Annotated in this window: 12 protein-coding genes; all 12 read right to left on the bottom strand. The window is 71.1% G+C overall.

Annotated features, from left to right (window positions below):
* Nucleotides 1–56 precede the first annotated feature (56 nt).
* A complete protein-coding gene (locus NQO67_RS25870; RefSeq protein WP_255952652.1) occupies nt 57–1,175 on the bottom strand; it encodes a right-handed parallel beta-helix repeat-containing protein in 1,119 nt (372 codons plus the stop codon).
* Nucleotides 1,176–1,209: 34 nt separating this feature from the next.
* Nucleotides 1,210–2,529, bottom strand: a complete 1,320-nt coding sequence (locus tag NQO67_RS25865; protein ID WP_255952651.1) for a pectate lyase family protein — start codon at nt 2,527–2,529, stop codon at nt 1,210–1,212.
* Nucleotides 2,530–2,553: 24 nt separating this feature from the next.
* Entirely contained in the window at nt 2,554–3,375 is an 822-nt protein-coding gene (locus NQO67_RS25860) for a rhamnogalacturonan acetylesterase (RefSeq protein ID WP_255952650.1), read from the bottom strand.
* Nucleotides 3,372–4,718 (bottom strand): ABC transporter substrate-binding protein, encoded by a 1,347-nt coding sequence (locus NQO67_RS25855; RefSeq protein WP_255952649.1) that lies wholly within the window; start codon nt 4,716–4,718, stop codon nt 3,372–3,374. Before NQO67_RS25855 ends, NQO67_RS25860 begins: the two co-directional genes overlap by 4 nt.
* A 306-nt stretch (nt 4,719–5,024) precedes the next feature.
* Entirely contained in the window at nt 5,025–5,882 is an 858-nt protein-coding gene (locus NQO67_RS25850) for a DUF6807 domain-containing protein (RefSeq protein ID WP_255952648.1), read from the bottom strand.
* Nucleotides 5,879–7,048 carry a Gfo/Idh/MocA family protein gene (locus NQO67_RS25845; RefSeq protein WP_255952647.1) on the bottom strand — a complete coding sequence of 390 codons (1,170 nt, stop codon included), beginning with the start codon at nt 7,046–7,048 and terminating at the stop codon, nt 5,879–5,881. The genes NQO67_RS25850 and NQO67_RS25845 overlap by 4 nt, the downstream gene beginning before the upstream one ends.
* Before the next feature lie 286 nt (nt 7,049–7,334).
* Nucleotides 7,335–8,246 carry a carbohydrate ABC transporter permease gene (locus NQO67_RS25840; protein ID WP_374119096.1) on the bottom strand — a complete coding sequence of 304 codons (912 nt, stop codon included), beginning with the start codon at nt 8,244–8,246 and terminating at the stop codon, nt 7,335–7,337.
* Nucleotides 8,243–9,199: a carbohydrate ABC transporter permease gene (locus NQO67_RS25835; protein WP_255952646.1), complete on the bottom strand. Its 957-nt coding sequence runs from the start codon at nt 9,197–9,199 to the stop codon at nt 8,243–8,245. The genes NQO67_RS25840 and NQO67_RS25835 overlap by 4 nt, the downstream gene beginning before the upstream one ends.
* Before the next feature lie 227 nt (nt 9,200–9,426).
* Nucleotides 9,427–11,259 carry an L-arabinonate dehydratase gene (araD, locus tag NQO67_RS25830; protein ID WP_255952645.1) on the bottom strand — a complete coding sequence of 611 codons (1,833 nt, stop codon included), beginning with the start codon at nt 11,257–11,259 and terminating at the stop codon, nt 9,427–9,429.
* The gene (locus NQO67_RS25825; protein WP_255952644.1) at nt 11,256–12,158 is read right to left on the bottom strand and encodes a dihydrodipicolinate synthase family protein; all 903 of its coding nucleotides are present in this window, start codon (nt 12,156–12,158) and stop codon (nt 11,256–11,258) included. The genes araD and NQO67_RS25825 overlap by 4 nt, the downstream gene beginning before the upstream one ends.
* A complete protein-coding gene (locus NQO67_RS25820) occupies nt 12,155–12,847 on the bottom strand; it encodes a GntR family transcriptional regulator (RefSeq protein ID WP_255952643.1) in 693 nt (230 codons plus the stop codon). Before NQO67_RS25820 ends, NQO67_RS25825 begins: the two co-directional genes overlap by 4 nt.
* Before the next feature lie 102 nt (nt 12,848–12,949).
* On the bottom strand, nt 12,950–14,242 hold the full coding sequence (locus NQO67_RS25815; RefSeq protein WP_255952642.1) for a cation:proton antiporter: 1,293 nt from the start codon (nt 14,240–14,242) through the stop codon (nt 12,950–12,952).
* Nucleotides 14,243–14,282: the final 40 nt, after the last annotated feature.

Below are 14,282 nucleotides of genomic sequence, written 5' to 3'. Positions count from 1 at the left end.
GCGGTTCCTCCGCCTTTGAGTCAGGCCGTCGGGCGTGCTGCCCTCGTCCGGAGCGCTCAGTCCATCGTTGCGCCGATGGTGGTGCTGCCCGTGGTCAGGAAGGTGGTGTCGGGCAGCGAACCGTCGGACTTGCGGGCGTTGTAGCAGGTCGTCGCGGAGGTGGACACGAACGACGGGGTGGCGATCCCGCTGTCCCAGTTGTTGCCCTGCGAGACCACCGAGCCGCCCTTGGTGACCGCGGTGCCGTTGCCGACGGCCAGGTTCTTGCCGAGCCTCGCCGAGCTGGTGGCGAAGTAGTAGCCGGCGTTCTTGTTGCCGTACGCGGTGGTGCGGTTGATGACGATCGAGCCGGTGTTGCTGTTCTCGGTGAAGCCGTTGCCCTGGTCGTCCCAGGCCGCCGAGTTGTTGACGACATGCGCGACGACCTCGCCGTCCCCGCCCAGCTTGTAGCCGTTGCCGTCGCCCGCGAAGGCGGAGTCGCCCCAGCGGTTCTTGCCGTTGCCGAACGACCAGGTGTGCTCGACCGTGACGGGCGACGAGAAGGACCAGAAGTCGATGCCGTCGTCCGAGTTGTTGTAGAGCCTGGCCCCCGTGATCAGGTTGCCGGTGCCCGAGCCGAACTTGACGGCGATCCCGTCCGCGTTCTCACCGTGCTCGGCGGCGTCGTAGTTGCCGTACGAGTCGATGTTCCTGACGGTGTTGTCGACCGTGCCGTCGCCGGTGAGGGTGAAGCCCGAGTCGCCGCCGTTGATGGTCTTGATGTTGTTCCACACCGTTCCGGTGCAGGACTGGCAGACGACGGCGCTGTCCGGGGAGTTCTGGAAGGTGATGCCGGAGACGTTCCAGTAGTCGGCGGTCAGCTTGAAGATCCAGTCGCCGGCGGGGAGGCTGGAGCCGTCGATCTTGACCGTCTCGGAGCCGTACGCCTGGAGGGTGACGGGGTTGGACGAGGTGCCGTTGGCCGTGGACTGAAGGGTGGCCGTCGGGTAGTACGTGCCGGCGCGCACCTGGATGACGGTGCCGGCCGTGGCGTTCTTGAGGGCGCTGGTCAGATCGGCCGTGGTGCTGACGACCACGGTCGCCGCCTGGGACGGCGTCGGCAGCAGGGCGAGGCCGGCGCCGAGCAGCAGGGTGGCGGTGAGCGTGCCGGCGGTACGACGGATGCGGCGAGTCACGGTGTGCGGTCCCTTCGGCTGGTCGTGCGGGAGGTCAGTGCCGTCCGGCTCCCGAGTGGTGCTGGACGTGGCTCTCGATCGCGGCCCGGGACGTGAGCTGCCGGTACGGGTAGGCGTCGGCCGGGTCCCAGCCCACGTCGTCCGTGAGGCCGAGGCCCTCGGCGACCGCGTCGAGCCGTGCGGGGCGGCCGTTGAACCAGGACCCGGTGTCGCGGATGTGCTCGCCCCCGTAGCCGGCGACGGCCAGGTCCGGTGTGCCGCCGGGGTAGTCGAACACGTTGTGCTCGGAGAAGATCGCGGACTCCACGCCGACGCCGAGCGCGTACAACGTGGCGTCCGGTTGCCCCCGGTAGACGTTGTCGACGACGTGCACCTGTCCGAAGCGGACCCGTGGGCCGCGCTGCACGATGTCGGCGAAGAGGTTCCGCGCGAAGGTGACCTTGAGGTGCCCGCGGTCGCGGTCGCCGTGGCCGTCCCCCGAGCCGATCATGATGGCCTTGTCGTGGTCGCTGAACACGCTGTCGGAGACCGTGACGAAGTCCGTGCCGTCCTCCATGTCCAGCAGTCCGTCGTGCCGTTGGACGTGCTCGCCGTGGAAGCCGACGGGCGCCGCGCGGTCCGGGTGACGGCCGTCGGTGAAGGTGCAGTGGTCGACCCAGAGGTGCTTGCCGGTGACCACCGACATCGCGTCGAAGCGGGCGTTCCAGCTGCCCTCGGACCCGTCGTCGGGTGACCAGGTGGTGAAGTAGTCGACCGGCGCTTCGAGGTGGAGGTTGCGCACGATGATGTTGGTGCCGGTGTTGACGGTCAGGTAGACGCCGAGCAGGGCCGCGCTCCGGCCCGCGCCGACCAGGGTGGTGTTGCTGGGCACGGTCAGCTGGATCTGCGCCTTCTCGTTGTTCGAGCCGGTCTGGCGCAGCCGGCGCTGCTCGCCGCAGTAGTCGTACCGGGTGTCGGACCAGGCGGTGCCGTCGTCGCCGAAGCAGGACATGTAGCGGCCCAGGTCGTATCCGGGTGCGAAGTCCTGCTCGCCGAGGTGGGTGCCGTTCTCGCCCTGGAAGCCGTCGACGGCGCCGACCACCCGGATGACCTTGGGTGCGGTGGGCTGCCCGGAGTTGGCCAGCGCCGCCTTCAGCTCGGCACGGTCGTGGACGGTCCAGGTCGTGCCGCCGGCGCCGCCCGTGGTGCCGCCGGTGGTCGAGGCCCAGCCCATGGGCGCCGGTGCGGGCGCCGCCGAGGCGTTCGTCGGCGCGAGCAGGCAGGCGAGCAGTGCCGTGACCGCGGCTCGGCGCACGGACCGGTGGCGGCCGCGCTGCTGATCATGCCCATGACATAGCCGTCCACGGATCTGCATGCTGCGTTTCCTCCTCGGATCGGATCAGACGGCCCCGTCGGCCGTGGGCGCGCCGGCCTCCGGCCAGGTGATCCAGGACTCGGGCACGGTCTCGTCCAGGCGTTGCAGATCGCCGGGGGCCAGCACGGCGCCGTCCAGCAGTGCGCGGGCCGTCAGCCGGGCCACGGCGATCGCCCCGCGCGGCTGGAAGTGGGTGTTGTCCTGGACCGTGCCCGTCCAGTTGAAGTACGCCTTGGTCCCCTCCTCGCCGAGCTGCTGCCACAGCGCGATGGAGAGGGCCTGCACGTCGAGCAGCGGCACGCCCTCCTCGCTCGCTAGGGCCCGCATCGCCGCGGGGTAGTCCCCGTGGGTGGGCACGGCGTTGCCGTTCGCGTCGAACTTCCGGCGCTCGACGGGGGTGGCGAGCACCGGCTGCGCGCCGCGGTCGCGCGCCCCGTCGAGGTACTGCCGCAGGTAGTCCTGGTAGGTCGACCAGGGCTCGGTGTAGCGGGTGGGGTCGTCGGACTTCTCGTCGTTGTGCCCGAACTGGACGATCAGCAGGTCACCGGGTCTGATGACGCCGAGGATCGCGGCCAGCCGCCCCTCGTCGACGAAGCTCTTGGAGCTACGGCCGTTCACGGCGTGGTTGGCCACCGCGAGCGATGGTGTCAGGAAGAACGGCAGGGCCATGCCCCAGCCGGTCTCCGGCGCTGCGTCCGCGTACTTCTGGGCGGCGGTGGAGTCACCCGCCAGGTAGACGGTGCGGTCCGCGCGGACCCGGGGCGCGGCGAGCGCGGACGGGGCCGCGGCCAGCGCGAGCGGGAGGCTCGCGAAGGCCGCGACCACGGCACGGCGGGAGGTCGTCATCCCTTTTGTTCCTTCCATTCGGCCTGTGCCTTGTTGAGCTGCTCGGCAAGGCCGTCCAGGAAGTCCTTCGTGGACATCTTCCCGAGCATCACCTTCTGGAGGTTGGGCTCGTTGTCGGCCTTGCTGATGGTGTTCCAGTCCGGCAGGTAGTACGGCAGCTGGACGATCTTGATGGTGTGGTCGTTCAGCGCGTCGGCGGCGAGCTTGGTCGCCTCGGACTTCTGCACCCAGTCATCGCCCATCGCCTCGGTGTTGGCCGGGATCTGGCCGGCGGAGGAGTTCCACTTGCTGGCCGAGGCGTGCGAGGCGGCGAACTCGATGAACGTCCAGGCCGCCGCCTTGTTCTTGCTCGACTTGAACATGCCGAGCCCGTCCACGGGGTTGGAGACCTGCACCCGGGTGCCGTCGGCGAGCGTCGGGTTCGGCAGGCCGCGGAACTTCGCCGCGCCGAGCGCCTTCAGATGGTCCTGGTAGGAGCCCAGGTTGTGGCTCATCATGCCGATCTGGCCGCTGTCCCACTGCGCGACCATCTTCTTGAAGTCGTTGTTGACGTCGGCCGACGGAGTGTCCTTCTTGTACAGGGCGAGGTACTTCTCCAGGGCCGCCACGTTCTTCGGGTCATTGACGGTGGTCTTGTCGCCGTCCCAGAACGACGTGATCCCCGACTGGCCGTACATCGCGTCCAGGGCCGGGGCGATGGAGCCCTCACCGCCGCGCATCGTGAAGCCGAAGCGGTTCTTGCCCGAGTCGGTCAGCTTGTCGGCCGCCTTGTAGAACTTGTCCCAGGTGGTCGGCGCATCGAGACCGGCGGCCTTGAACAGGTCGGTGCGGTACCACAGGGTGCCGTTGTTCGCGGACAGCGGGATCGAGTAGAGCTGGTCGCCGCCGCCTGCCGAGCGGACGCTGTCCACCATGCTCGCGTTCAGCTTGCCCTTCAGCGGATCGCCGTCGAGCCGCTTGTCCAGCGGTTCCAGCGCGCCCTGCGCGGCGACCTCGGCGAGGTAGGCGGCGCCGACCCCGCCGACGTCCGGCAGGCCGCCGCCCTGGATGGCCGTGTCGTACTTGGACTGGACGCTCTCGGCGGGCACGCCCACGTACGTGACCTTGATGTCGGGGTGCGCCTTCTCGAAGTCGGCGATGATGTCCTTCCACACATCGGTGCGGACACCCCCGTTGTTGTCCCAGAAGGTGATCTCGCCCTTGCCGGAGCCCTCGCTCCCCTTGTCACCCGCTGCACCGCTGCCGTCGTCACCGCAGGCGGTGACGGTCAGCGCGAACGCGGCGGACAGGGCGAGGGCGGCGGCCGTGCGACGGCGTCCGCTGCTGGTGCGACTACTGGTCATGGTCGGCTCTCTTCTCTTGCTGGATGGTGCGTCGTGCGCTGACTGTGGGGGGTCGCAGGTGGGTTGGACCGAGGTGTCAGCCCGTGCCGGGCCCGTCCGGGCAACCGGCCGGCATCCCGGACCGCGCGCCGTGTCGATGCCGTCCAGCGGCCCGCGCCCACCTGCCCCGTGGACGCGGGCCGCCGCTCGAGGGGGCACGCGGGCGCGCACCGCGGCGCACCGCCCCGCGCCTGGGACCGCTCCCAGCAGGCCGCAGCCGCCCGGCACGGCGCTCGGTCCCCCGGTCGGCCCGCTCCTGCCCGCCGCTCATCTGCGCACCGCCTTCCCGGCGAGGTGCGCCGCACGGTCCTTCGTCAGCCGGCCATCGGCGACGACGGTGACGATGCGCCGCACCACCCTCTCGCCCGGCGCGATCGGCAGCCGGCCGTCGTGGGCCAGCGAGGAGCCGACGCCCGGGTACTCGGCGGCGCGCACGAACCACGGGTCCTCGCGGGTCCGTTCGGAGCCGGGCGCGAAGACCAGCGTCCAGTCGGTGCCGCGCAGCGCCAGCCAGTCGGCCCGGGTGCCGTGCACGGCGTCCTCGCCGTCGGCGTCGGCGGTGTACACCTCGGGTGTCACGGCCTGCTGGGGGGCCCGCCAGAAGAAGCCCCCGTACGCCGCGCCGGGGCGCCCGTTGGTGGCGGGGCTGCCGATCGACAGGGTCCGGTCGGTGGCGTTGGTGAGCTGGAACGTGAGGTCCAGGGCCCAGGCCGAGTCGTCCAGGGCGACCGCGGTGACGGTGCGCCGCTCGCGCAGCAGCTCCTCGCCGGCGGCGACCCAGCCCAGCTCCGCCGCGAACCCGTCCGGGCCGCTCGACGTGCAGCGGCGGTGCAGTTGGGCGCCGTGGTTGTCGAGCTCGGTCGGGCCCCGGTCCCGTACGAAGGTGCGCCCGCCCCAGAAGTTGTGGCCATCGACGTCGGGGACGGCGATCGACACGCCGAAGTGGTGGAGGTGGTCCGGGGGGCACAGCTCCGTCACCGTGGTGCCGGAGCGGGTGGTCACCGGATGCAGATACGGACGCGGCGCGAGCCGCGGCGCCACCTCGGGTGCGGTCACGTACCGTGCGACGGGTTGCCCGGCGCACCGCAGCACCAGGGGCGCGACATCCGTCTCGGGAGCCTTCATCGCGCCGGCACCTCCTCGGGCCGCGCCCAGCGCGCACCCAGCTCGGAGAAGAGGCTCAGCGAGTCGGCCGCCTTCTCGACCAGCGCGTCGACACCCAGCACGACACGGCGCGGCGCCGACGGCCCGGGTTCGCTCCGCCATGCCTCGGGTGGCAGCCGGCGTGGCGCGGGCATCAGCCTGATCGCCTCGACGATCCGCATGAAGGCGCCCGTGTGCTCCGGGGTGACCAGCAGGTCGGCGCCCAGGGTCAGGTGCTCGACGAGGTTGTGGAGCAGGTCGGTACGGGCGTACCGGGTCTCGACGGGGCCGTGCCCGGCACGCTGGAGCAGCACCTGGTCCTGCTTGTACCAGAACGTGATCTGGCCGCGGGTGCCGTGCACCCGCACGTAGGGCTCGCCCGGCTGCTCCGCGCAGAGCGTGACGGCAATCGTGAGGGTGGTGCCCCGTGCGGTGGTCACCCGCAGGCAGGAGGTGTCGTCGGACTCGATGTCATTGGCGCGGAACAGCTCTCCCGCCACATGGGCCACGTCCTCGGCGCGGGTGCTGCCGTCGATGGCGAGGGCGGTCGCGACGGCGTGCGCCAGCGGGTTGGTGAGCACGCCGTCGTTGACGTCCGTGCCGTCGAGCAGGCGGTGGCCCGCCCAGGGCGCGCGCCGGTAGTACGCCTCGTCGCGAGCCCAGGCGCCCGCTGCGCCGATGCCCTTGACCTCGCCGATCAGCCCGTCCTCGAGCGCCTCGGCGATGCCGGCCAGCGCGTGCGAGCCCAGCGACTGGAAGCCGACCTGGCAGGCGACACCGGCCGCCGCCATCCCCTCGGAAATCCGCTGGAACTCGGCGAAGGACGGCGCCGGCGGCTTCTCCAGCAGCAGGTGCACCCCGCGCTCCGCGGCGGCCAGGGCGAGGTCGCGGTGACTGTGGATGGGGGTGCACACGATGGCGACGGCCGCCGAGGTGGACTCCAGCAGCCCGGCGAAGTCGGTGGACTGGGCCACCGGCCCGAACCCGTCGAGCTCCGCGTCGGTGAGCGGCGCAAGGTCGCACACCCCGACGAGCCGGACCAGTCCTTCGGCCTGGAGCCTGCGGAGGTTGCTCAGATGCCAGTGGCCGTGGCCACGCCCGCCCGCGAGGACCACGGGCAGCGGCAACGGTGTGGGGGTGGTGGTCATCCGAGCCTCCCGGCGCCCGCTTCGCGCGCCGCGGCGCGGTCCGCCTGCGCGGTGCTGTCGATGGGGCCGTGCGGCATGTGGTCAGGGGTCTGACCTGAGCTCGGACGGCAGCCCCGGTCACCTGACCGGGCCGGCGCGGGGACGCCGGGGGCGGCCGGCCGGCCCGCCCCGGTGGCCGGGCGCACGGTACGCCGCGGCTGCCGCGTGGCACGGGGGGTGGGCTCTGTGGTCTGCGCGCTGCGCATGGTGCTCCCGGTCCTCCTACGGATCATGGCCTTGTCGGTCCTCATCCCTTCACCGCCCCGGCGCTGAATCCGGTGATCAGCCACTTCTGGATGAAGGCGAAGACGATCACGACCGGCACCGCGGCGACGATGCCGCCGGCGGCGAGCGCGCCGAGGTCGACGCTGTCCGCGTTCATCAGCGTGTTCAGGCCCACCGGGATGGTCTGCTTGCTCTGGTCGCTGAGGAACATCAGGGCGAACAGGAAGTGGTTCCAGGCGTGCACGAAGGCGAAGGAGCCGACGGCGATCAGGCCGGGTCGCAACAGCGGCAGCACCACGATCCGGAAGGCGGTGAACCGGCTGCACCCGTCGACCCAGGCGGCCTCTTCGAGCGAGTACGGCACGTTCTTGATGAAGCCGCTGATCAGGATCAGCGACAGCGGCAGCTGGAAGACGGTCTCGGCGATGATGACGCTGCCCAGCGAGTTGATCATCCGCAGGTTGGCGAAGACCTGGAAGAGCGGCACCAGCAGCAGTGCGCCCGGCACGAACTGCGAGCAGAGCAGCGCCAGCAGGAAACCGGACTTGATCTTGAAGTCGAAGCGGGCCAGCGCATAGCCGCCGGCCAGCGCGACCACGGTGGTCATCACCAGGGTGGCGACGCCGACCAGGATGCTGTTCTGGAAGTAGACGCCGAAGCTGCGTTCCGTCCAGACCTTGTGGAAGTGCTCGAAGGTGACCGGCCAGGGCACCAGCGAGGTGGATCCGGCGGGGCGGAGCGCGAAGAGCAGGATCCAGTAGAAGGGGATCAGCGTGAAGAGGAGGTAGATCCCGAGGGGGAGGTAGATCTGCCAGCGCGGGACCTCGTCCCAGGCGCGCCGCCGGGCCCGGGCCGGCCGCGACCGGTCCGCATCGGGGCCGGGAGCGTGCGCCACCGACGCGGGCGCGCCGGCCGCCGCTTCCTTGGTGATCACTTCTCGTCCCCTCCGAACTTGCTGAGCCGCAGGTAGACCACCGAGAAGAAGAGCAGGATCACGAAGGCCACCGTGGTCAGTGCGGACGCATAGCCGAAGTCGTGTGCGTCGACGCTGGTGTTGGCGATGTAGAGCGGGAGCGTCGTCGTCTCCCCCGCGGGACCTCCGCCGGTGAGGGTGTAGAGCAGGTCGACGTTGTTGAACTCCCAGACCGCGCGCAGCAGCGTGGACAGCACGATCGCGCTCTTCAGGTGCGGCAGCGTGATGTGCAGGAACTGCCGGAAGCGGCTCGCCCCGTCGACCTCGGCCGCCTCGTACAGGTCCTTCGAGACGGACTGGAGGTCGGCGAGGATGAGGATGGCGAAGAACGGCACGCCGCGCCACAGGTCGGCGACGACCGCGGCCGGGAAGACCGTGCCCGGCTCCGACAGCCAGGAGGTGCCGTAGTCCCCCATGCCCAGGTCGGCGAGGTAGCGGGTGATACCGGTCTGGGAGTTGTAGAGCAGCACCCAGATCGCCGAGGTGAGCACGCCCGAGACGGCCCACGGCGAGAACACCAGCGCCCGCCCCAACGCCCGGCCGACGAAGGTCTGGTTGACGATCAGCGCCAGCACCAGGCCGAAGACCAGCTGCAACACCACTTCGACGACGACCCACTTCAGGCTGAAGGCCAGGGTGCCCCAGAACCGGGTGTCCGTGGTGAAGATCGCCACGAAGTTGTCCAGGCCCGCGAAGCCGTTCCGCCAGGGCTTGGTGGGGTTGTAGTTCTGCAGGCTGTAGTAGAAGACGCTGAGCACCGGGTAGGCGATGAAGCCCAGCATCAGCAGGACGGCCGGTGCGATCAGCAGGTACGGCAGGCGGCGCGGCGTGGCGGAGGTCCGGCGCCGGCGCCCGCCAGGCCGCGGGGGCGGCGCCCCCGACGACTCTCGTGCCACGGCTGCGGCTTGGGCCATGCCTGATCTCCGTTCTCGGGTCGGCAACACTTCGACGAACACAGCACTCGGCACGATGATGGTGTGAAGCGGTTCGACGATGCCGCTGGCACTGTGTACTTTTCCGACGGGACCAGGGCGGTCGGCGGAGGATCGGCCCACCTGAAGCGGGCCGATCCCGGCGGAATCGGGCCGATGCCGGCCGGAGCGGGCCGATGCCGACGCGGCGTCGGCAGGCCGCGGGGGTGTCAGCCGGCGTACGGGTCGGGCACCTTCCCGGGCCGTGCCAGGAAGGCGAAGTCGCAGCCGGTGTCGGCCTGGGTGATCTGCTCGTTGTAGAGCGCCCCGTAGCCGCGCTCGTACCGCTCGGGCGGTGCCACCCATGCCGCGCGCCGCCTGGCGAGTTCCTCGTCGGGCACCTCGAGCCGCAGCGTGCGCTCCGCCACGTCGAGCGTGATGAGGTCGCCGCTCTCCACCAGCGCGAGCGGGCCGCCGACGTGCGACTCGGGCGCGATGTGCAGCACGCAGGTGCCGTACGAGGTGCCGCTCATCCGGGCGTCGGAGATCCGCACCATGTCCCGTACGCCCTGCTTCAGCAGGTAGTCGGGGAGCGGCAGCATGCCGTACTCGGGCATGCCGGGCCCGCCCTTGGGGCCGGCGCTGCGCAGCACCAGGACGTGGTCGGGGGTGATGCCGAGCGCGGGATCGTCGATGGTGCGCTGGAGGGTCCTGTAGTCGTCGAAGACGACCGCGGGCCCGGTGTGCCTGAGCAGTTTCGGGTCGGCGGCGATGTGCTTGATCACGGCGCCGTCCGGGCAGAGGTTGCCGCGCAGCACCGCCACGCCGCCCTCGTCCGCGACCGGGTTGTCACGGGGGCGTATGACGTCGTCGTCGTGCACCAGGGCGCCGGCTATCTGGTCGCCGAGGCGGTCGTGGGCGACGGTGGGCCGCTGGAGGTGGAGCAGGTCGGCGATCCGGGACAGGAAGCCGGGCAGCCCGCCGGCGAAGTGGAAGTCCTCCATCAGGTACGGACCGCCGCCCGGCCGGACGTTGGCCAGCACCGGCACCGTCCGGGCGATCCGGTCGAAGTCGTCGAGGGTGAGCCGCACCCCGCACCGGCCCGCCATGGCGATCAGGTGGATCACCGCGTTGGTGGAGCCACCGAGGCCGAGGACGCAGGTCACCGCGTCCTCGAAGGCCTCCCGGGTGAGGATCTGCGACAGCCGGCGATCGGCGCGCACCAGTTCGACGATGCGCATGCCCGACGCCGCCGCCATCCGGTCGTGCCCGGAGTCGACGGCGGGGATGGACGAGGCACCGGGCAGCGTGACGCCGAGCGCCTCGGCCGCCGCGGTGAGCGTGGAGGCGGTGCCCATGGTCATGCAGTGGCCCGGCGAACGGGCCAGGCCGCTCTCCAGCTCGGACAGTTCGCAGTCGCCTATCAGCCCGGCGCGCCGGTCGTCCCAGTACTTCCACATGTCGGTGCCGGAGCCGAGCACTTCACCGCGCCAGTGGCCGGGCAGCATCGGCCCGGCGGGCACGAAGACGGTCGGCAGGTCGACGGTGGCGGCGCCCATCAGCAGGGCCGGGGTCGACTTGTCGCAGCCGCCGAGCAGGACGGCACCGTCCACGGGATAGGACCGCAGCAGTTCCTCGGTCTCCATCGAGAGCAGGTTGCGGTAGAGCATCGGGGTCGGCTTCTGGAACGTCTCCGACAGCGTGGCGACCGGGAACTCCAGCGGGAATCCGCCGGCCTGCCACACTCCGCGCTTGACGGCCTGTGCCCGGTCCCTGAGGTGGACGTGGCACGGGTTGATGTCCGACCAGGTGTTGAGGATCGCGATGACCGGCTTGCCGAGGTGCTCCTCGGGCAGGTAGCCGAGTTGCCGGGTGCGGGCGCGGTGGCTGAAGGAGCGCAGCCCCGAGCTGATCTCGCTGCCGTACCACTGGTGGCTGCGCAGCTGCTGCTGCTGCGGGGAGTGGCGGGCGGCGGCGGGGGCGTCGCCACCGCCCGCGGTCTGGGGCGCCGGGGATCCGGGGGGCGTCCCCCGGGACGACGCGGTTCCGGGCGAGTCGTTCATCGCGACCACTCCGCGACGATCGCGGCGACCTCGACGCGTTCGGCCTCGGGCAGGGTGCTGCTCGGCGCCCGCACGTCGCGGCGGCACAGGCCGAGCGAGGCCAGGGCCTCCTTGACGACCGAGACGTTGTTGGCGGAGTTCTGGGCGGCGCGCAGTTCCTCGAAGCGGCGGATCTGCGCCCAGACGCGCATGGCGGCCGGGTAGTCACCGCCGCGGAGCGCCTCGATCAGCCGCCGTGACACCGCCGGTGCGACGTTCACCAGGCCGGACGTGAACCCGGTGGCCCCCGCCGAGAAGTACGACGGTGCGTAGGGCTCGGCGAGTCCGGCCACCCACACGAACCGGTCGAGGCCCGCGTCCCGTGCGAAGCCCGCGAAGCGCATCGCGTCCGGCACCGCGTACTTCACCCCGATCACGTTGGGGCAGGCGTCGGCGAGTTCGGCGAGCGCGGCGCCGGGCAGGGCGGTGTTGCGCACGTACGGCACGACGCCGATCTCGGGCACGGCCGCCGCGATCGCCTGGTGGTAGTCGATCCAGCCCCGCACGGAGACGTAGGGGTGCACGGGCTGGTGCACCATCACCATGTGCGCCCCGGTGTCACGGGCGTGCCGGGCGGCGGACACGGCGGTGGCCACGTCGTGGCCGACGCCGACCAGGATGGTGGCCCGCTCCCCGGCCTCCTTGACCGTCAACTCGGTGATGGTGCGCCGCTCGTCGGGGTCGAGGGCGTAGAACTCACCGGTGTTGCCGTTCGGGGTGAGCGTGGTGACACCGCCGTCGAGCAGGCGGTGCAGCAGGGTGCGGTGGGCGGCGAGGTCGAGCGAGCCGTCCTCGGCGAACGGGGTCACGGGAATCGCCACCACATCGGCGAGGGCGGCCCGCTGGGCTGCGAACGTCATGCGACGGCACCTCCTTCTTCCGCCTCGTGCGCGACGGCCTCGGTGGCCGGGTCGGGCCCCGGCGGGAAGGCCCGCGTCACGAACGAGGCAATGTGGTCGTGCAGGGCGGCGGCCGCGCCGTCCGCGTCTCCGGTGAGAGCCAGCCGCAGGATCTCCCGGTGTTCGGCGGCCTCGCGCTGCCAGGACGGATCGGCCGCCCAGGCCACGGCGGAGACCAGCGCGGCCTGGTCGCGCACTTCGTCGAGCATCCGGCCGAGCAGCGGGTTGCCGCACGGCAGGTACAGGGCGCGATGGAACTCACGGTTGGCCAGGGAGCGTTCCGCCGTGTCGGCGGCGGCGTCCGAGCGCTCCAGGGCGGCGCTGGCCTGGTCCAGACAGGCGCGGCGCCGCACGGTACGGCGCACCGCCTCCGGTTCCAGCAGCAGCCGCACGTCGTACACCTCGCGGGCCATGTCCGCGTCGACGGTGCGCACCGCGACACCCTTGTACTGGTTCATCACGACGAGACCCGTGCCGGCCAGCGTCTTCAGTGCCTCGCGCACGGGGGTCTTGGAGACCCCGAAGTGGGCGGCGAGTTCGCTTTCGACCAGGGCCCGGCCCGGGGTGAGCTGCCCCGTCAGAATGCGATGTTTGATCCCCTCCAGCACGTACTGCGTGCGAGAGGGGATCGGCGTCGGCACTGCGGTCATGGGGCCTCGGATCTCACATATCGCGTCTCATATATGACGTACGAAGTACGACGCGGATGAAGGTAAGAGGCCCGTGCCGGTTCGTCAACCGTCCGGAGCGGCTCAGTCGAGGGCGGCCACCGGAGGCGTCTCGTCGGGCAGCGGTTCCGGGGTGTCGTCTTCGACCACGCCGCGTCGGGCGTCCCGGCGGTCCAGGAACAACATCACCGGGGTGGTCATCATGGTGGTGACCACGGCGACCATCACCAGCACGGTGAAGAGCTCATGGGTCACGATCCCGGCGGCCAGGCCGACGTTGATGGCGATGAGCTGGGTCAGTCCGCGCGCGTTCATCAGCGTGCCCACCCGCAGCGCCTGCCCCTGCGACTCGCCGGTCGCCCGCGCCGCCAGCCAGCAGGCGCCGAACTTGCCGACGGTGGCGGCCAGCAGGCACAGCACGCCGAAGACGAGCAGCCCGGTGTCGGCGAACTCGCCGAAGTCGGTGTTGAGGCCCGAGTGGACGAAGAACAGCGGCAGGAAGACCAACCGTCCGGGCGGCCCGAGGACCTTGAGCACCCGCTCGGTGGCCTGGGTACGGGGGAAGACGAGGCCGAGGCTGAAGGCGCCGAAGACGGCGTGCAGCCCGATGCTGTCGGTGAACCAGGCGGCGAGGAACATCAGCACCGCGGTCACCAGCAGCGTTGCGTCGGGCGAGCGGTGGGCCAGGCGCGCCATCACCCGGTGACCGGTGCGCGCCGCCACCACCAGGGCAACCACCAGCACCGCCATGCCGCCCACCACGATCAGCACCGCCTTGGGGCTGCCGTGGGCGAGCCCGAGCACACCGGCGAGCAGCACCCAGGCCACGCCGTCGGCGATGGCCCCGCTGGCCAGCGAGAGGGAACCTGCGTGGGTGCCGGTCAGGCCCAGCTCACCGATGATCCGCACCAGCATGGGGAAGGCGGTGATGGCCAGCGTGACACCGACGAACAGCGTCGCGACGGTCAGCGGGACATGGGGCGGCGTGATCCCGGGCTGACCACTCGCGGCCCAGGTCAGCGCGGTACCGAGGAGGAGGGGCGCGAGGATGCCGGCGATGGATATCGCGCTGGCCGGCCGCAGCGCCTGGCGCAGCCGCGCCACGCGGAACTCGTAGCCGGCCTCGAACATGAAGATGACCAGTCCGATCTGACCGGCGACGTACAGCACGGGACGGAGGTCTTCGGGGAACAGGGCACGCTCGGCGCCGGGCGCGACGAGGCCGAGCAGGGACGGTCCGAGCAGCATTCCGGCGACCATCTCGCCTACCACGGGCGGTTGGCGCAGCGGACGCAGCGCCAGGGTGGTGAGCCGGCATGCCAGCAGGATCAGGACGACCGCTAAGAAGAACGCAGGCCCGAGTTCGGTGGTGGACATGTGTGCCCTTCTGGAAGGTGGACCCTCATAGCAGACGGAC

The sequence above is a fragment of the Streptomyces odontomachi genome (assembly GCF_024435355.1).
Classification (GTDB): Bacteria; Actinomycetota; Actinomycetes; order Streptomycetales; family Streptomycetaceae; genus Streptomyces; species Streptomyces odontomachi.
Note: the sequence above shows the minus strand (reverse complement) of the source record. Positions and strands in the feature narration are given on the sequence as shown.